The sequence below is a fragment of the Citrobacter sp. BIDMC107 genome, assembly GCF_001037575.1.
Classification (GTDB): domain Bacteria; phylum Pseudomonadota; class Gammaproteobacteria; order Enterobacterales; family Enterobacteriaceae; genus Citrobacter; species Citrobacter freundii.
This window is the reverse complement of sequence record NZ_KQ089849.1, coordinates 106,640-124,640: the sequence shown is the minus strand read 5'-3', so window position 1 is coordinate 124,640 and position 18,001 is coordinate 106,640. Positions and strand designations below refer to the sequence as shown.

Below are 18,001 nucleotides of genomic sequence, written 5' to 3'. Positions count from 1 at the left end.
AGGGATTATGTCAGGCCAGCAGCTCTTTCGCCAGTTGAAGAGGTGACGTGGGCACAACATTATGGCAGTCTTGGCGCAACCCAAAGCCATTTGAAAACACGTAAATGAGGAATGATTTATGACGATTGTGCGCATTGATGCCGAAGCGCGTTGGTCCGACGTGGTTATCCACAACAACACGCTGTATTACACTGGCGTGCCGGAAAATCTGGATGCAGACGCTTTTGAGCAAACGGCAAATACGCTGGCGCAAATTGATGCGGTGCTGGAAAAACAAGGCAGCAACAAGTCACGTATTCTTGATGCCACCCTGTTTTTGGCAGACAAAAACGATTTTGCCGCCATGAACAAAGCCTGGGACGCGTGGGTTGTTGCGGGTCACGCGCCGGTACGTTGTACCGTTCAGGCCGGGTTGATGAACCCGAAATACAAAGTTGAGATTAAGATTATCGCTGCAGTTTAAGCGGCGTTATTCGTCTTCATCTTCAAAACGCGCCACGATCCGCTCGCCGGTATGACTGGCGCGTAACTCTTTAGCAACAAGAGCAATGGCTTGTCCGCTGCTCATCCCCTGCGACATCAGCTCCTGAATACGCTCTACCGCTTTTTGCTGCTGCTCATGACTGAGTGAAGGTAAACCTGCAAACATTGTTAACTCCTGCTAAATTGTCTGCGCTAATTATTTCATGCTACCGGGCAGTTAGCCAGTAGAGTAGCAACGAGTCAGGACTGATGAAGACGTTATCTCCCGCAGTAATCACATTACCCTGGCGTCAGGACGCCGCTGAACGCTATTTTTCGACATTAAGCCATCTGCCCTGGGCGATGCTGCTGCATTCGGGTCAAGCCGACCATCCGCATAACCGCTTTGATATTCTGGTGGCGGATCCCGCCACCACGCTTGTTACGCGAGCTACAGAGACCGTAGTGCAGGACGGGCACACAACCTCGCGCTCGCTTGATGATCCCATGACGGTATTACATTCCGCACTAATCGCACACAAGATTCACCCCGAATATCATCCAGACCTGCCGTTTCAGGGCGGTGCGTTAGGTCTGTTTGGCTACGATCTTGGCCGACGCTTCGAATCTCTGCCCACTATTGCAGAGCGTGATATTACGCTACCGGATATGGCCGTTGGCATTTACGACTGGGCACTGATTGTCGATCACCAGTTGCAGACCGTATCGCTGCTCAGCCATACCGATGTCGAGGCTCGCCTGAAATGGCTCGACGCGCAACAACCGCCAACGCGTGAGCCGTTTACATTAACTTCGGCGTGGCAGTCTAATATGAGCCGTGCTCAGTACGGCGAAAAATTCCGCCAGGTGCAGGATTATCTGCACAGCGGAGACTGTTACCAGGTCAATCTTGCCCAGCGTTTTCAGGCGCATTACCAGGGCGATGAGTGGCAGGCATTTGTCACTCTCAATCACGCCAACCGCGCCCCGTTTAGTGCATTTATTCGTCTTGAGGAAGGTGCAATCCTCAGCCTTTCGCCGGAACGATTTATTCTGCTGGAAAACCAGCACATCCAGACGCGTCCGATTAAAGGCACGCTACCGAGGCTTGAAGATACCGATGCCGATCGTGAGCAGGCCCGGCGACTGGCGAATTCGCCGAAGGATCGTGCGGAAAACCTGATGATCGTCGATTTGATGCGTAATGATATTGGCCGCGTTGCCGTACCGGGTTCGGTACAGGTTCCGGAGCTGTTTATCGTCGAACCGTTCCCTGCCGTTCATCATTTGGTCAGCACCATTACCGCACGTCTGCCAGAGTCATTATACGCCACCGATCTGCTACGCGCCGCCTTCCCCGGCGGCTCTATTACCGGCGCGCCGAAAGTGCGGGCGATGGAAATTATCGACGAACTGGAGCCGCAAAGACGCAACGCCTGGTGCGGCAGCATTGGTTATCTGAGCTTTTGCGGCAATATGGATACCAGCATTACCATTCGCACGCTGACAGCCACAAACGGAAAAATTTATTGCTCCGCAGGCGGTGGTATTGTTGCAGACAGTCAGGAAGACGCTGAATATCAGGAAACATTTGATAAAGTGAATCGCATTTTGCACCAACTGGAGAATTGACACGTGGAATACAGCAGCCTGACGCTTGATGATTTTTTATCGCGCTTTCAACTCCTGCGCCCGCAGGTCAATCATGCCGCGTTAAACCAGCGCCAGGCCGCCGTACTGATCCCCGTCGTGCGTCGCCCACAGCCGGGGTTGCTGTTAACCCAGCGTTCCGTTCACCTGCGCAAGCACGCCGGACAGGTCGCATTCCCCGGTGGGGCAGTGGATAGCAGTGATGCCTCGTTAATTGCCGCCGCCCTTCGCGAAGCACAGGAGGAGGTGGCGATCCCACCTTCATGCGTAGAAGTGATTGGCGTTCTGCCGCCTGTCGACAGCGTGACCGGTTTCCAGGTCACCCCAGTGGTAGGCATTATCCCGCCTAATCTGCCGTATCGCGCCAGTGAAGATGAAGTTTCCGCAGTGTTCGAAATGCCGCTGGCCCAGGCCCTGCATTTGGGTCGTTACCACCCGTTGGATATTTACCGTCGTGGCGATTCACATCGCGTATGGCTTTCCTGGTATGAGCAATATTTCGTCTGGGGAATGACTGCCGGAATAATTCGTGAGCTGGCGCTGCAAATTGGCGTCAAGCCCTGACTATACTTATCTTTACGCACACAATAGACAACTTGAAACTCAGGTCACAACATTAGTAAAACCGCGGTTATCTATTAGTTTAATTCATGTGAATAGTTAAGCCGATCGCCGCGTTCCCTCTTACACTATGCGCAGTTATAACATCGTTACTGGAAAGCCCAGTCGCCCTGTAGGAGTATTATCGTGATTAGTCTATTCGACATGTTTAAGGTGGGGATTGGTCCCTCATCTTCCCATACCGTAGGGCCTATGAAGGCGGGTAAACAGTTCGTCGATGACCTGGTCGAAAAAGGATTACTGGACAGCGTTACTCGTGTCGCCGTCGACGTGTATGGTTCACTGTCGCTCACGGGTAAAGGTCACCACACCGATATCGCCATTATTATGGGTCTGGCGGGCAATGAGCCTGCTACCGTGGATATTGATAGCATCCCCGGATTTATCCGCGACGTAGAAACGCGTGGACGCCTGCTGCTTGCGCAGGGTCAGCACGAAGTGGATTTCCCGCAGAATGACGGGATGCGTTTTCACAACGGCAACCTGCCGCTGCATGAAAACGGAATGCAGATCCATGCGTACAATGGCGAAACCGTCATTTATAGCAAAACCTACTACTCAATCGGCGGTGGATTCATCGTTGATGAAGAACATTTTGGTCAGGATGCCTCGGGCGAGGTCAGCGTGCCTTATCCGTTCAAATCCGCTACTGAAATGCTGGAATATTGCAACAGCACCGGCCTGTCTCTCTCTGGCATGGCAATGCAGAACGAACTTGCGCTGCACAGTAAAAAAGAGATTGAAGAGTATTTTGGCCACGTCTGGCAAACCATGCAGGCATGTATCGATCGTGGCATGAACACCGAAGGTGTGTTGCCGGGCCCGCTGCGCGTTCCTCGCCGTGCTTCAGCCCTGCGTCGTATGCTGGTTTCCAGCGATAAGTTGTCTAACGATCCAATGAACGTGATCGACTGGGTGAACATGTTTGCGTTGGCCGTTAACGAAGAAAACGCCGCGGGCGGTCGCGTGGTGACAGCGCCAACCAACGGTGCCTGCGGTATCGTGCCTGCGGTACTGGCCTATTACGATCATTTCATTGAGTCCGTTAGCCCGGATATCTATACCCGCTATTTCCTGGCGGCCGGTGCGATTGGCGCGTTGTACAAAATGAACGCCTCTATCTCTGGTGCAGAAGTAGGTTGTCAGGGTGAAGTGGGCGTAGCCTGCTCCATGGCAGCCGCGGGTCTGGCTGAACTGTTAGGCGCAAGCCCGGAGCAGGTGTGTGTTGCTGCTGAAATTGGCATGGAACATAACCTCGGGTTAACCTGCGATCCGGTTGCCGGTCAGGTACAGGTTCCGTGCATTGAGCGTAACGCAATTGCTTCAGTGAAGGCGATCAACGCTGCGCGTATGGCAATGCGCCGTACCAGCGCGCCGCGCGTCTCGCTGGATAAAGTCATTGAGACTATGTACGAAACGGGTAAAGACATGAACGCCAAATACCGCGAAACGTCACGCGGTGGCCTGGCGATCAAAGTTCAATGTGACTAATACTTAATTTTCGCCCATCTGCAACGGATGGGCGAATTTACCCCCTCTCCCTCGTCTACTGTAATTTTCCCCACTACACTTGCTCTGTTGCTGTTGGCTTCTGTGACCAACGGCTTATCGGGCGGCCCGCATGCAAACAGCACAACGGATCATTAAAAATTATCGCCGGAATCGCTTAATCGTCTGCACAGTATGTGCACTACTGACGCTCATCCTCACATTAACTGTCCGATTTATTTCGGAGCGTAATTTAAATCACCGAAATATCGTCACCTTTGCCAACCATGCTGTAGAAGAACTGGATGACGTGCTTTTACCCTTGCAGACCGGACGGGACGTATTGCTGCCGTTGATTGGCCTCCCCTGCTCAGTGGCGCGTTTACCCTTAAGCAAACATGCCGCAAGGTTGCAAACGGTGCGTTCTATTAGTCTGATTCAAAGCGGGATCCTCTATTGCTCCAGCATTTTTGGTTATCGTAATGTTCCCATTAGTCAACTGCAGCCCGAATTACCCAGCAGGGAACCGCAACTGCTGCTGTCTACCGACCATTCGTTGATTAAAGGCAGTCCGATTCTGACTCAGTGGTATCCGTCTTCTGCCGATGGTGAAGATGGCGTACTGGAAATCGTCAATATTGACTTATTGTCGTCTATGTTGCTTGAACCCCAGCCGCCGCAGATCACCGATGCCAGCTTAACCGTTGGTAATCGGCATTTACTGTATGATCAAGGTGTTGTCGATACTCTGCCTAAGCTAAATGATGAAAAACGCTACCAGCTTTCATCTCAACATTTTCCGTTTACCATTAGCGTCACCGGCCCTGGTCCCAGTGAGTTGGCGGTAAAACACCTGCCAACACAGCTGCCGCTGGCGGTGATCCTAAGTTTATTAGTGGGTTATCTGGCATGGCTGGCTACCGCCAGCAGAATGAGTTTCTCATGGGAGATTAATCTGGCCCTTGCTGCTCGGGAATTCGAACTATTTTGCCAGCCGCTGCTTAATGCGCAAACCCAGCAATGCATGGGCGTGGAAATCCTTTTACGCTGGAATAACCCACGCCAGGGTTGGATCTCTCCGGAAGTGTTTATTCCCATCGCTGAGGAGCACAACCTGATTGTACCGCTTACCCGCCATGTCATCGCAGAAACCATTCAGCAGCGACACGTTTTCCCGATGAGCAGCCAGTTTCATATTGGGATTAATGTCGCCGCCAGCCATTTTCGTAATGGCACGTTGCTAAAAGATCTTAATCAGTACTGGTTCAGCCAGCACCCAATCCAGCAATTGGTTATCGAACTGACCGAACGCGATGCGTTACTGGATGTGGATTATCGGGTCGTACGCGAATTAAATCGGCTTGGCGTAAAACTGGCGATTGATGATTTCGGTACCGGCAATAGCTCGCTCTCCTGGCTGGAAAAGCTCCGCCCGGATGTGCTGAAGATCGATAAATCATTTACTTCGGCAATAGGAACAGACGCCGTGAACTCAACCGTCACAGACATCATTATCGCTTTGGGGAAAAAATTGAATATCGAACTGGTGGCGGAAGGCGTTGAAACACAGGGGCAAGCTCAGCATTTGCGCCGACACGGCGTACATTTATTGCAAGGTTTTCTGTATGCCAAGCCAATGCCGCTGCGCGATTTTCCAAAATGGCTGGCGGGCAGCACGCCGCCGCCCACCCGGCATAACGGGAGACACAGTATGCCCGTCATGCCGTTTCGCTAAACCCGGTTACTCGTCTTCGTCGTGAGCGGGTTGTTCTTTAACAATGCGAACTAAATCCACACGATAGTCATTCGCTTCGACAATCGTAATGCTCAGCGGTGCGACCTCGATAACATCACCTACACGAGGAATATGGCCGTTAGCCGCAATGACTAAACCTGCCACCGTAGCGATGTCTTCGTCTTCATTCACTAACGTATCCACGTCCAGCGCCTGTTGCAACGCATGCAGATCGGTACCGCCTTTGACCAACCAACCGCCTGCATCAGCTATAATTTCAGGCGTTTCATCGGCATCAGGGAATTCACCGGCGATGGCTTCTAATACATCCAGCGGCGTGACCAGACCCTGTACTACGCCAAACTCGTTTGTGACGATAACGAAGCTACCGCGGGCACGACGCAGAACGCCTAACAGATTGATCGGGTCCAGCGTTTCCGGAACAACAATAGCCGGAGAAGCAGAGGCAATCGCCGCCACATCCACACCGTCTTCCAGCGCCACCAGCAGCTCTTTAGCACGCACGATACCGATGATTTCATCCAGTTCACCACGACATACCGGGAACAGGCTATGAGGTGACGAAAGCAACTGCTCGCGAATTTCCTCCACGCTCAGGTCTGCATCAACCCAACTGATCTCCCCACGAGGCGTCATAATGCCGCGTAATGAACGCGACGCCAAAGAGAGGACGCCGTTGATCATATAGCGTTCTTCTTCTACAAATGCGCCTTCCGGGACGGGAACCGGTACCGGATTGTCGGATTCCATCTGCACGCTGGCCTGACGTTTACCGCCCATCAGACGGAGAATCGCATCGGCAGTACGAGCACGCAATGGCAGCGTCGACTGGTGACGAATAAAGTTACGACGGGCAATCTGGTTAAACAGCTCAATGATGATTGAGAAACCAATCGCCGCATACAGATAGCCTTTCGGAATGTGGAAGCCAAACCCTTCGGCAACCAGACTCAGACCAATCATCAACAGGAAGCTCAGACACAGCACCACCACCGTCGGGTGTTGGTTCACAAATCGGGTCAACGGCTTAGAGGCCAACAGCATCACGGCCATGGCAATCACTACTGCCGCCATCATCACTGGCAGATGGTTGACCATACCGACCGCCGTAATCACAGCATCCAGCGAGAACACTGCATCGAGGATGACAATCTGCGTTACGACAACCCAAAAGCTCGCATACCCTTTCGTCTGCCCGGTATCATGTTCACGGTTTTCCAGCCGCTCATGCAGCTCTGTCGTAGCCTTGAACAAGAGGAAGATACCCCCCAGCAGCATAATCAGATCGCGCCCCGAGAACGCATAATCCATTACCGTGAACAGCGGCTTTGTCAGCGTCACCATCCACGAAATCACGGACAACAGGCCCAGACGCATAATCAGTGCCAGTGACAAACCGATTAAACGCGCTTTATCTCGCTGTTTCGGCGGCAGCTTATCAGCCAGGATCGCAATGAAGACCAGGTTATCAATACCCAGAACAATTTCAAGAACGACAAGCGTGAGCAAACCCACCCAAATCTGCGGGTCCATTAATAATTCCATGACAAGCTCCTGCTTAAGGAATGACCAAACTGCGCGCTGAGGATCTCAGGCGTTAAAGCGATATGCAGAGAAAATTTGTGGCAAAAAGTGCCAATCTGACAGGCTTGATACGGCCTGAAGGTGAAATGACGTCGGTGACGATCCATATGGTGGGCTACTGCCCTATACTCCTGAGTAATTAAACAGATGCTAAACATAACAGAGAGAAGCGGTTTTTAGCAAAGATTTACCTTCCTTTGCAATAAGTTGTTTCGGAGATATTTTACCCTTCGAAATTTCTTTAAATCGGAAGTTAAATTACGGATCTTCATCACATAAAATATTTTTTTCGATATCTAAAATAATTCACGAAAATCATAGGTTTTTCTTTGTAACCCTTATCTGAATCGATTCGATTGCGGACGACGATTCAAATACATCTTCACGTTGATGTGTTAACGATAATAAAGGAGGTAGCAAGTGACCATTGCTATTGTAATAGGCACACATGGTTGGGCTGCAGAGCAGTTACTTAAGACGGCAGAAATGCTGTTAGGCGAGCAGGAAAACGTCGGCTGGATCGATTTCGTTCCAGGCGAAAATGCCGAAACGCTGATCGAAAAGTACAACGCTCAGTTGGCAAAACTCGATACCAGTAAAGGCGTGCTGTTTCTCGTTGACACATGGGGAGGCAGCCCGTTTAACGCTGCAAGCCGCATTGTCGTCGATAAAGAGCATTACGAAGTTATCGCCGGTGTGAACATTCCCATGCTGGTTGAAACCTTCATGGCGCGTGATGACAACCCGAGCTTTGATGAATTAGTGGCACTGGCCGTTGAAACCGGTAGCGAAGGCGTGAAAGCGCTGAAAGCCAAACCGGTTGAGAAAGCCGCTCCTGCCCCAGTAGCAGCACCCAAAGCAGCAGCTCCCGCCAAACCGATGGGGCCGAACGATTATATGCAGATCGGCCTGGCGCGTATTGATGACCGTTTAATCCATGGTCAGGTGGCAACTCGCTGGACCAAAGAAACCAACGTAACACGCATTATCGTCGTCAGTGATGAAGTTGCCGCCGATACCGTGCGTAAAACGCTGCTGACTCAGGTAGCACCTCCGGGTGTGACGGCGCATGTGGTTGATGTCGCAAAAATGATCCGCGTCTACAACAACCCTAAATATGCAGGTGAGCGTGTGATGCTGTTGTTCACCAACCCAACCGACGTAGAACGTATCGTTGAAGGTGGTGTGAAAATTACCTCCGTAAACATTGGCGGTATGGCTTTCCGTCAGGGTAAAACGCAGGTAAACAACGCAATTTCTGTCGATGACAAAGACATCGAAGCCTTCAAGAAACTCAACGAACGCGGTATTGAGCTTGAGGCACGTAAGGTTTCTACCGATCAGAAACTGAAAATGATGGATTTGATTGCCAAGGTGAAATAATTCCCTGGCATTTACTTAGTTTTCACACTTAAGTCTGTATAGCAATAGGAGAAGTACAATGGAGATTACCACTCTTCAGATTGTGCTGGTGTTCATCGTCGCATGTATCGCGGGTATGGAGTCGGTACTCGATGAATTTCAGTTCCACCGTCCGTTGGTGGCCTGTACGCTGATTGGTGCCGTTCTCGGGGACATGAAAACCGGTATTATCATCGGTGGTACCCTGGAAATGATCGCCCTGGGCTGGATGAACATCGGTGCTGCGGTTGCACCAGATGCGGCACTGGCCTCAATTATCTCTACCGTTCTGGTTATCGCAGGTCACCAAAGCATTGGTGCCGGTATCGCGCTGGCTATCCCACTGGCAGCCGCAGGCCAGGTACTGACCATTATCGTTCGTACTATCACCGTAGCATTCCAGCACGCAGCGGATAAGGCGGCCGAAAACGGTAACCTGACGGCACTCTCCTGGCTGCATGTATCCTCTCTGTTCCTGCAGGCTATGCGTATCGCTATCCCAGCGGTAATCGTAGCGATTTCTGTTGGTACCAGTGAAGTTCAGAGCATGCTTAACGCCATTCCGGAAGTCGTGACCGGCGGTCTGAACATCGCAGGCGGTATGATCGTGGTGGTTGGTTATGCGATGGTCATCAACATGATGCGCGCAGGCTACCTGATGCCATTCTTCTACCTCGGCTTCGTCACCGCGGCATTTACTAACTTCAACCTGGTTGCTCTGGGTGTGATTGGCGCAGTGATGGCGATCCTCTACATTCAGCTGAGCCCGAAATATAACCGCGTAGCCGGTGCACCTGCTGCGGCGGCTGGCAATAACGATCTCGATAACGAACTGGACTAGCAGGTGAGCGAAATGGTTGATATGACTAAAACTACCACCGAGAAAAAACTCACTCCGAGTGACATTCGTGGCGTGTTCATTCGTTCTAACCTGTTTCAGGGTTCATGGAACTTCGAACGTATGCAGGCGCTGGGTTTCTGTTTCTCCATGGTGCCGGCTATCCGCCGCTTGTACCCGGAAAACAACGACGCACGTAAGCAAGCGATTAAGCGTCACCTGGAATTCTTTAACACCCATCCGTACGTAGCGGCTCCAGTACTGGGCGTTACGCTGGCGATGGAAGAACAGCGTGCAAACGGCGCAGAGATTGACGATGGTGCCATCAACGGTATCAAAGTTGGTCTGATGGGTCCGCTGGCAGGCGTCGGCGACCCGATCTTCTGGGGTACCGTTCGCCCAGTGTTCGCCGCGCTCGGCGCAGGTATCGCGATGAGCGGCAGCCTGCTGGGGCCATTGCTGTTCTTCGTTCTGTTTAACCTGGTTCGTCTGGCAACCCGTTATTACGGTGTGGCATATGGCTACCGTAAAGGTGTCGATATCGTTAAAGATATGGGCGGCGGCTTCCTGCAGAAACTGACTGAGGGGGCGTCAATCCTCGGCCTGTTTGTCATGGGGGCATTGGTTAACAAGTGGACGCACGTAAACATTCCACTGGTGGTTTCTACTATCACCGGTCAGGATGGTCAGACTCGTGTTACCACTGTGCAGACTATCCTTGACCAGCTGATGCCGGGTCTGGTTCCTCTGCTGCTGACATTCGCCTGTATGTGGCTGTTGCGTAAGAAAGTGAACCCGCTGTGGATCATCGTTGGCTTCTTCGTCATCGGTATCGCGGGCTACGCTGTCGGACTGCTCGGCCTGTAAAACTGTTGTACATCACCGGGGGCTTGCCCCCGGTTTTTCTATTTAGAGGGTTGAGGATTCATGACTATCACGGACCTGGTGCTGGTTCTATTTATCTTTTCGCTGCTGGCGTATGCCATTTACGATCAGTTCATCATGCCCCGCCGTAATGGCCCTACTCTGCTTACTGTCGCCCTGCTTCCCCGCAGCAGAGTCGACAGTGTTATCTTCCTTGGCCTGGTAGCTATTCTTATCTACAACAACATCACCAGCCACGGCGCGCAATTTACCACATGGTTATTATGTGCACTGGTATTGATGGGTTTGTATCTGTTCTGGATCCGTACGCCAAAAATCATCTTCAAGCAGAAAGGTTTTTTCTTCGCCAACGTCTGGATTGAATATAACCGCATTAAAGAGATGAATTTATCTGAAGACGGTGTATTGGTGATGCAATTAGAACATCGAAGATTGTTGATTCGCGTACGAAATATAGACGATCTTGAGAGAATATATAAACTATTAATTTCAAATCAATAGCTTATAAATATAGCCTGAACTATGTTTTTATATATCAGTGTAAAAGCAAACATAGCCAAGGCTATATTTCACTGTCCTCAATGTTATTTATTTTAACGTTTTATTTATAAATAAATCTAAATGAAAATCGTTTTCAACTAGAAGTCAAATATTATTTCTGCGTTTCTTGTTTTATATTCTCAAAATATGTTAAGGTTGCGCCCGTCGTTGGGGAGTAGCCGATTTCCAGACTCCGGAAATGTACGTGTCAACATACTCGTTGAAAAACGTGGCACGTACGGACTGAACTTACAGGTTCAGTCAGGCGAGACCATAGGCACATCAACTGCAATGCATATTTGAATGGCGCTGTATTTACAGTGATTCCAGCCTGTATGCATGGTTACTGGGGGCAGTGATGTGTTTTATGGATACCCCGGTCAGGACGCTGTTATGAATCTCACCGCTACCGTTCTTCTCGCTTTCGGCATGTCGATGGATGCTTTCGCCGCATCAATTGGCAAAGGCGCCACCCTGCATAAACCCAAATTTTCTGAAGCATTGCGCACCGGACTGATATTCGGCGCAGTTGAAACGCTTACGCCACTGATTGGCTGGGGCATGGGGATGCTGGCCAGCAAATTCGTGTTGGAGTGGAACCATTGGATCGCCTTCATTCTGCTGATTTTTTTAGGCGGGCGAATGATAATCGAAGGTTTTCGCGACAACGGCGATGAAGAGGAAGAACCGCAGCGCCGCCACGGTTTCTGGCTGCTGGTTACCACCGCCATTGCCACCAGTCTCGACGCAATGGCCGTCGGGGTGGGTCTGGCTTTCCTGCAGGTCAACATTATTGCCACAGCGCTGGCCATCGGCTGCGCCACATTGATTATGTCCACGCTCGGCATGATGATTGGTCGTTTCATTGGCCCAATGCTGGGCAAACGAGCTGAAATTTTGGGTGGGGTGGTGCTGATTGGTATCGGTGCCCAGATCCTCTGGGCACACTTCCACGGTTAATTCAGACGCTGCCAGACATGAATACTAAAGTCGGTCTGGCAGTCAAACGTCGTTTTCCCCGCTAACGTTTCCCACACTTCCGGCTTTGCCCGCCAGGCGAACGGCGTCATTTGCAGTAACGCAACGGCCTCGCTGCCCTGAAGCTGCATCTGATATCCCAGCGCAATGCTCTGTTGCAGAACAAAACCGTCCAGTTGCTCAGTATGGGGCGCATGCAAACGCACCTCATCATAAATCAGCCCTTTCAGTTCCATTAAATGGCGTGGTCCCGGCGTGGCGGTGATCACCCATCCACCCGGTTTAACCACGCGAGCCAGCTCTTGCGCTTTACAGGGCGCATAGATCCGGATGATGGCATCCATTGACTCGTCTGCGAACGGCAGACGATGGCTGGAGGCAACGCAAAAGATCACCTGCGGATAGCGTCTGGCTGCGGCTTTAATTGCCACTTTGGATACGTCAAGACCAAAGGTTGTACAGCCCGCCAGCGCGTCGGCAAACGCATGGGGGTAATACCCTTCCCCACAGCCAATATCCAGGATCGCTGCATCTTCTGAATTCGACTTTTCTTTAAGCACATTCACAATCGCATCACGCAACGGTTGATAGTGCCCAGCATCAAGAAATGCCCGTCTGGCTTGCATCATTTCAGCGCTATCACCCGGATCGCGCGACCGCTTATGCTGAACCGGCAGTAAGTTGACATACCCTTCTTTCGCCACGTCAAACTGGTGCCGCCCGGGGCAGACAAAACTGTTATTCGCTTGAGTAAGAGGCTGGTGGCAAAGAGGACAGGAAAACGACATGACAACTCCGGCAGGTGACTTAAGGGCGCAAGTGTAACGCGAATTGCGCCCTGGGAAAATAACTTACAGCGACGGCGAGGATACGTTGCTGCCGTGCATCACCAGCAGATGATCAGAGTCGGCAGGCATACCATCCGGTTTAACGTTCTCCAGACGCAGGACATCACCCATTATCTGGCTGAAGACAGGCGCAGAGACAGCCCCACCATAATAAGCACCGTTTTGCGGATTATTGATGACGACCACCAGTGCAAATTTCGGGTCGCTCGCTGGCGCAACGCCTGCCGTGTAGGCCACGTATTTATCGACATACTTACCGTCATCACCAATTTTCTTTGCCGTTCCTGTTTTAACCGCCACGCGATAATCTCTGACCGCGGCTTTAGTTCCCCCACCACCGGGTAACGCGACGCTTTCCATCATATGTTCAACCGGGTGAACCAGCGCCTCCGGCATCACTCTGGTACCGATTACCGGCGGGTCAATACGGGTAATCGAAAGGGGTCGATAGATACCAAAACTACCAATGGTTGCATATACGTGCGCTAACTGCAGCGGCGTTACCATTAATCCATAGCCGAATGCAAAGGTCGCGCGATCCAAATCGCTCCAGTAGCGGCGTTGAGGCATTAAACCGCTACTTTCACCGGTTAATCCCAGTCCGGTTGGATCGCCAAAACCAAAGCTCTTATAGGTATCCAGCAACTTTTGAACAGGCATAGCCAGTGAAAGGTGCGACACGCCGGTATCGCTCGATTTCTGCAGAATTCCGGTCAACGACAGCTCCGGGTAAAATCCGACGTCGCGAATGCGATGTCCATCAAGGTAAAAAGGATGGGTATCAATCACGCTGTCCGGTTGTACTATCCCCTGCTGGAGTGCAGTCATGATCACCAGCGGTTTAACGGTTGAACCGGGTTCAAACGTATCGCTTATTGCACGGTTACGAAAATCATCCAGTACCGCGCCCTCACGGTTATTGGGGTTGAAGTCAGGAAAGCTTGCCATGGACAGTATTTCACCGGTAGCAATGTTGACCAGCACTGCGGCTCCTGATTCCGCTTTATTCCACGTAACGGCATTGTCCAACGCATCTTCGGTGACCGTCTGCAGGCGCTCATCGATGCTGAGCTGTAATAGGTGTGCAGGAACAGGCGTGACTTCGGTGATATTCTCGATTACATGGCCAAATTTGTCTTTACGTACCAGACGGGAGCCAGGTTTACCCATCAACTGGTTATTAAAGCTTTTTTCCAGCCCTTCAATGCCTTGTCCATCAATGTTGGTAAAACCTATGAGATTCGCCGCTACGTGGCCTGCAGGATAGAACCGGCGGGATTCCTCGCGCAGGTTAATGCCCGGGAGATTAAGATCATCGACCCACTCAGCCTGCTGAGGGGAAATTTGTCGTGCCAGGTAAATAAAACGTCCGCCAGGATTACTGTTAACGCGTTCCGCCAGCGTACTCAGTGACAGATGCAGAGCCCTTGCCAGAGCCTGCCACCGTTCGTTATAACCCACGCCTCCCTTGCTGATGATGGTCTTAGGATCGGCCCATACGGCGTTAACCGGAACACTTACCGCCAGCGGTCGCCCTTCTCTGTCGGTAATCATCCCGCGCGGCGAGGCAATAGTTACCTCACGTAATGAACGCATGTCTTCCTGTTTCACCAGACTTGTCGGCGTGACAATTTGCAGCCATGCAACCCGACCCAGCAGCAATCCCAGACTCAATAATATTGCCACACAAAGCAGGGCAAAACGTACGGGAGTAAAATTGCGCGCGTCGCCGTCGTTTTTCTTTTTCACCTGAACTCCAGCAAGATAGTTTTTCAGGTGTCTGATTTAACGAGAAATGTCGTAAGAAAGCGGGGAAAACTATGCTACGAACATCACGCCTTTGCAACAAAGCGCTAATGGGAGGGCATTTAGAAATATTTAGACGTATTTTGAATTAAAAAGCCCCGCATAGGCGAGGCTTTATATCTGAGATGGTTGCGCATATGCGCTTCAAATCAGTGGTGTCGATCAGATAGCTGTTACGTTAACAGCAGCCGGACCTTTCTGGCCGTCCTGAATTTCGAACTCAACGTTCTGGCCTTCAGCCAGAGTTTTGAAGCCGTTACCCTGGATAGCGGAGAAGTGTACGAACACGTCTTTGCTGCCATCAGCCGGAGTAATGAAACCAAAACCTTTAGACTCGTTGAACCACTTAACTTGACCTTTAATCTTTGCCATTTGCAAAATTCCTTAGAGTATTTTCTTCGCCCGCAGGCATAACATAGATAAAACTGAGACATTACTGCTTGAGGCACTAATATAAGGTTCGGCAGAGAAGCGGTATTCAACGTCAACGTGTTTACTCAGGACTTCTTTACTGAAAATGCCACACATAAACAGAACTGTACCTCGTTTAACCCAAAACGTGTTATCACATACAACGTTAATAATGGCAAGCCATTTTTAAACGTGTCTCGATCGGTCGCACAAATCCTGTCGTTCATCAAACAGCAACTGCACAGTTATGCGCCACACTGAGTAGTGTTATATTCCCGCCGCTCGCCCCATCCCCCGCCAGGCTTGCACCATAGCCGGGACATTTCTACCATAGCTCAATAGCTTCGGTTGTTCCAGATTAGCTGTTACAGGGTGTGCCGAATATCATTTTTTATGCTTAGTAATGCATAAAATGTCACAAGCGTAAAAATGAGATCTGCCTTCTGCTTTTGCACCAAAATAATGAAAGAATGATGACAATGCACAAAAAAAGTAAGAGAAACGTTTCGCTGTTAATAAGACGATCGCTATCACAAAAATGACATAATCATATTTTTATCGTATGGGAAATTATATTTATATCAGACCGGGGATAAGATATTAATTGGCTGGAGCATCTGAAAATACTGAGTTAACACGAGAATCAGAGTGCTAATTACACGACATGTGCAGAAGAAAATAATCTGGCATGTTGGCGACAGGATGAAACATCTGAGAACGTAAGCAACAGATCCTCACCCTGTCATACCGTTTTTACCGCTCAGCTACCAGGCGGATGATGTCATCATCTTCGTCTTTCGCTGTGACCACAGCAGGCTCTGCCGCTTTTTCAGGTTCGTTAGCTTCGCAAAGGCGACGGAGCAATGCGTTCTGTCTTTTTTGCTGATCTAACAATGCTTCAAGCAGCTCAATCTGCTCATTAGTACGCGAACTTGCCCTATTGACGAAAAACCACAGTACAAGCCCGACAACCAGAATCACCACCGATACAGCCAAAGACGCCAAACTCAACGCGCCAGAATTCAAAACTTCGTTCATTTCACCACCTCAATGTAGACAGCGTAGTTTACCACTGCCGCACAAGAAGGTAATCAACTGTGGCAAAAATGCGCTTACCAGGGAATAAATTTATTAATGGCACAAATACCGCTGAAAAATTGTACATCCTGATCGCACATGATGTTGAACACTTGCGCCCACATCAGTATGCATACCAGCACGACAACTATCAGCACTACCCAGCGAATTTTTTTCACTCCAGCTCCACTCTTCGAATCAACATCTTATGCCTATAAATTATCATGCGTTACCTAAACCCAGCGTTAACTGTATCGGCATTCAATCTTTTTAGGAATGATTCACTTGTTTCATCCCATGTACAGGCTAATCTAATAATAACGAGAAAAGATAAGAGGTTGTAATGCGTCTGATAATCCGCGCTATTGTGTTGTTAGCTCTGGTTTGGATCGGTTTATTACTGAGCGGCTACGGAATTTTGATTGGAAGTAAGGAGAATGCAGCGGGCCTGGGCTTGCAATGCCAATATCTGACCGCACGCGGAACCAGCACCGCGCAATACGTCCACACAGACAGCGGTATCATTGGCCTGTCGGATTGCCCCTTGTTAAGAAAAAGCACGGTCATTATTGATAACGGTTAATATAGCAGCAATACATCCGCAACGTTATTTGCACCAACTAACATTATGACTGTTCATAAAAAACCCCAGATACAAAAATACCTGGGGTTTTTACGTTGACGCTATTACATCAGATTAGAACGGATAGTCGTTATAACCCATTTGTTCTGAAATTTTACGCGCAGCCGTATGCAGCATCGCCACATACTCGTGCAAACGTTCTTCTGAGAAACGCAGCGTCGGGAATGAAATACTCAAGCCTGCAATCACTACACCGAAACGGTCAAACACAGGTACACCGATGCAGCGCAGACCTTCTTCCTGTTCTTCGTTATCTTCACCGTAGCCCTGCTCGCGTACTTTATCCAGCAATACCAGCAGCTCATCAGTATTGGTAATAGTACGGTCGGTGCTGCGCTTGTACTCGATACCATCCAGAATCTGCTTCACTTCATCGCGGTCACGCCATGCCAGCAAAACTTTACCGATAGCTGTGCTGTACAGCGGATTACGGCGACCTACGCGAGAATACATGCGCAGATTGTACATAGAGTCGATTTTATGGATGTAGACGATGCTGTCTTCATCCAGTGCACCAAGGTGCACTGTCTCTTTGGTCAGGCGCGAAAGTTCGCGCATCTGAATATCAGCGCTACGGATAAGATCGACGTTTTGTAACGCGCGAGCACCCAGCTCGAATAGTTTCAGGGTCAGTGAGTATTTCTCAGACTCCCCTTCTTGTGCCACATAACCCAGCGTTTTCATGGTCTGCAAAAAGCGATAAACGGTGCTTTTTGACATCATGACGCGTTGCGACAACTCGGTAATACCAATTTCGCGCTCTTCACCCAGCGCCTGCAGAATGCCAAAAACCTTCAGCACGGAAGATACAGAATCGGGTTGTTTATCCAGATCTGCGATTGCCATTTATCACCCCTTTCGAGTGTTTTATAAAAATCAGAACCGGTTTTTATTATAATTTCACGTATCAGCCCTCGCAATCGCTCTTTGCTTACTTAGTTACAAATCTGCGACCTAACGCCTGAATATCAATGCTAAAATTATTATTCTCATCATAAATTCCAACAGTATTG

At 50.1% G+C, this 18,001-nt stretch carries 21 protein-coding genes and 1 riboswitch; of the genes, 11 read left to right on the top strand and 10 right to left on the bottom strand.

Going from position 1 to position 18,001, the window contains the following annotated elements; all coding sequences use genetic code 11:
• Positions 1–118 precede the first annotated feature (118 nt).
• Positions 119–463, top strand: coding sequence for a RidA family protein (locus tag SK39_RS21490; RefSeq protein ID WP_003020984.1), 345 nt, complete (start codon positions 119–121; stop codon positions 461–463).
• Positions 464–469: 6 nt separating this feature from the next.
• Here SK39_RS21490 and SK39_RS21485 read toward each other — a convergent pair whose 3' ends face one another.
• Complete coding sequence (locus SK39_RS21485) at positions 470–649, bottom strand: YoaH family protein (RefSeq protein ID WP_048217483.1); 180 nt, start codon at positions 647–649, stop codon at positions 470–472.
• A gap of 83 nt (positions 650–732) precedes the next feature.
• Between SK39_RS21485 and pabB the strand changes: the two genes are divergently transcribed.
• From pabB to SK39_RS21465, 4 genes are all read left to right on the top strand, one after another.
• Positions 733–2,094, top strand: a complete 1,362-nt coding sequence (gene pabB / locus SK39_RS21480) for an aminodeoxychorismate synthase component 1 (RefSeq protein WP_048217482.1) — start codon at positions 733–735, stop codon at positions 2,092–2,094.
• Positions 2,095–2,097: 3 nt separating this feature from the next.
• Positions 2,098–2,676, top strand: a complete 579-nt coding sequence (locus tag SK39_RS21475) for a CoA pyrophosphatase (protein WP_003020991.1) — start codon at positions 2,098–2,100, stop codon at positions 2,674–2,676.
• 183 nt (positions 2,677–2,859) lie between these two features.
• Positions 2,860–4,224 carry an L-serine ammonia-lyase gene (sdaA, locus tag SK39_RS21470; RefSeq protein ID WP_003020994.1) on the top strand — a complete coding sequence of 455 codons (1,365 nt, stop codon included), beginning with the start codon at positions 2,860–2,862 and terminating at the stop codon, positions 4,222–4,224.
• 130 nt (positions 4,225–4,354) lie between these two features.
• Positions 4,355–5,956: an EAL domain-containing protein gene (locus SK39_RS21465; protein WP_016150388.1), complete on the top strand. Its 1,602-nt coding sequence runs from the start codon at positions 4,355–4,357 to the stop codon at positions 5,954–5,956.
• A 6-nt stretch (positions 5,957–5,962) separates the two neighbouring features.
• On the opposite strand, the gene yoaE is transcribed toward SK39_RS21465, so the two are convergent.
• The gene (gene yoaE / locus SK39_RS21460; RefSeq protein WP_003844070.1) at positions 5,963–7,522 is read right to left on the bottom strand and encodes a CNNM family cation transport protein YoaE; all 1,560 of its coding nucleotides are present in this window, start codon (positions 7,520–7,522) and stop codon (positions 5,963–5,965) included.
• Positions 7,510–7,668: a protein YoaL gene (locus SK39_RS27915; protein ID WP_370766360.1), complete on the bottom strand. Its 159-nt coding sequence runs from the start codon at positions 7,666–7,668 to the stop codon at positions 7,510–7,512. Before SK39_RS27915 ends, yoaE begins: the two co-directional genes overlap by 13 nt.
• A 313-nt stretch (positions 7,669–7,981) precedes the next feature.
• Between SK39_RS27915 and manX the strand changes: the two genes are divergently transcribed.
• From manX to mntP, 5 genes are all read left to right on the top strand, one after another.
• On the top strand, positions 7,982–8,944 hold the full coding sequence (manX, locus tag SK39_RS21455; protein WP_003841624.1) for a PTS mannose transporter subunit IIAB: 963 nt from the start codon (positions 7,982–7,984) through the stop codon (positions 8,942–8,944).
• 58 nt (positions 8,945–9,002) lie between these two features.
• Positions 9,003–9,803 carry a PTS mannose/fructose/sorbose transporter subunit IIC gene (locus tag SK39_RS21450; RefSeq protein ID WP_003021004.1) on the top strand — a complete coding sequence of 267 codons (801 nt, stop codon included), beginning with the start codon at positions 9,003–9,005 and terminating at the stop codon, positions 9,801–9,803.
• 12 nt (positions 9,804–9,815) lie between these two features.
• Positions 9,816–10,667: a PTS mannose transporter subunit IID gene (locus tag SK39_RS21445; protein ID WP_008322630.1), complete on the top strand. Its 852-nt coding sequence runs from the start codon at positions 9,816–9,818 to the stop codon at positions 10,665–10,667.
• A gap of 60 nt (positions 10,668–10,727) precedes the next feature.
• Positions 10,728–11,186 (top strand): DUF986 family protein, encoded by a 459-nt coding sequence (locus tag SK39_RS21440; protein ID WP_003021010.1) that lies wholly within the window; start codon positions 10,728–10,730, stop codon positions 11,184–11,186.
• Between the two features lie 197 nt (positions 11,187–11,383).
• A riboswitch (yybP-ykoY riboswitch) is annotated at positions 11,384–11,488 on the top strand.
• Positions 11,489–11,618: 130 nt separating this feature from the next.
• On the top strand, positions 11,619–12,185 hold the full coding sequence (gene mntP / locus SK39_RS21435; protein ID WP_003021013.1) for a manganese efflux pump MntP: 567 nt from the start codon (positions 11,619–11,621) through the stop codon (positions 12,183–12,185).
• Here the strand turns inward: mntP and rlmA are convergent.
• From rlmA to mgrB, 6 genes are all read right to left on the bottom strand, one after another.
• The gene (rlmA, locus tag SK39_RS21430; protein ID WP_048217481.1) at positions 12,182–12,991 is read right to left on the bottom strand and encodes a 23S rRNA (guanine(745)-N(1))-methyltransferase; all 810 of its coding nucleotides are present in this window, start codon (positions 12,989–12,991) and stop codon (positions 12,182–12,184) included. The genes mntP and rlmA overlap by 4 nt on opposite strands.
• 63 nt (positions 12,992–13,054) lie before the next feature.
• Entirely contained in the window at positions 13,055–14,800 is a 1,746-nt protein-coding gene (gene ftsI / locus SK39_RS21425; RefSeq protein ID WP_048217480.1) for a peptidoglycan glycosyltransferase FtsI, read from the bottom strand.
• A 219-nt stretch (positions 14,801–15,019) separates the two neighbouring features.
• On the bottom strand, positions 15,020–15,229 hold the full coding sequence (cspE, locus tag SK39_RS21420) for a transcription antiterminator/RNA stability regulator CspE (protein ID WP_001062678.1): 210 nt from the start codon (positions 15,227–15,229) through the stop codon (positions 15,020–15,022).
• Positions 15,230–15,241: 12 nt separating this feature from the next.
• Positions 15,242–15,385, bottom strand: coding sequence for a DUF2627 domain-containing protein (locus tag SK39_RS26340; RefSeq protein WP_003034983.1), 144 nt, complete (start codon positions 15,383–15,385; stop codon positions 15,242–15,244).
• Positions 15,386–16,021: 636 nt separating this feature from the next.
• A complete protein-coding gene (locus SK39_RS21415; protein ID WP_003841991.1) occupies positions 16,022–16,306 on the bottom strand; it encodes a YebO family protein in 285 nt (94 codons plus the stop codon).
• Positions 16,307–16,380: 74 nt separating this feature from the next.
• Positions 16,381–16,524, bottom strand: a complete 144-nt coding sequence (gene mgrB, locus SK39_RS21410) for a PhoP/PhoQ regulatory lipoprotein MgrB (RefSeq protein ID WP_003034977.1) — start codon at positions 16,522–16,524, stop codon at positions 16,381–16,383.
• A gap of 164 nt (positions 16,525–16,688) precedes the next feature.
• Between mgrB and SK39_RS21405 the strand changes: the two genes are divergently transcribed.
• Positions 16,689–16,928: a YobH family protein gene (locus SK39_RS21405; protein ID WP_003841988.1), complete on the top strand. Its 240-nt coding sequence runs from the start codon at positions 16,689–16,691 to the stop codon at positions 16,926–16,928.
• 114 nt (positions 16,929–17,042) lie between these two features.
• Here the strand turns inward: SK39_RS21405 and kdgR are convergent, their stop codons facing one another.
• Positions 17,043–17,834 carry a DNA-binding transcriptional regulator KdgR gene (gene kdgR, locus SK39_RS21400; RefSeq protein WP_003833778.1) on the bottom strand — a complete coding sequence of 264 codons (792 nt, stop codon included), beginning with the start codon at positions 17,832–17,834 and terminating at the stop codon, positions 17,043–17,045.
• Positions 17,835–18,001: the final 167 nt, after the last annotated feature.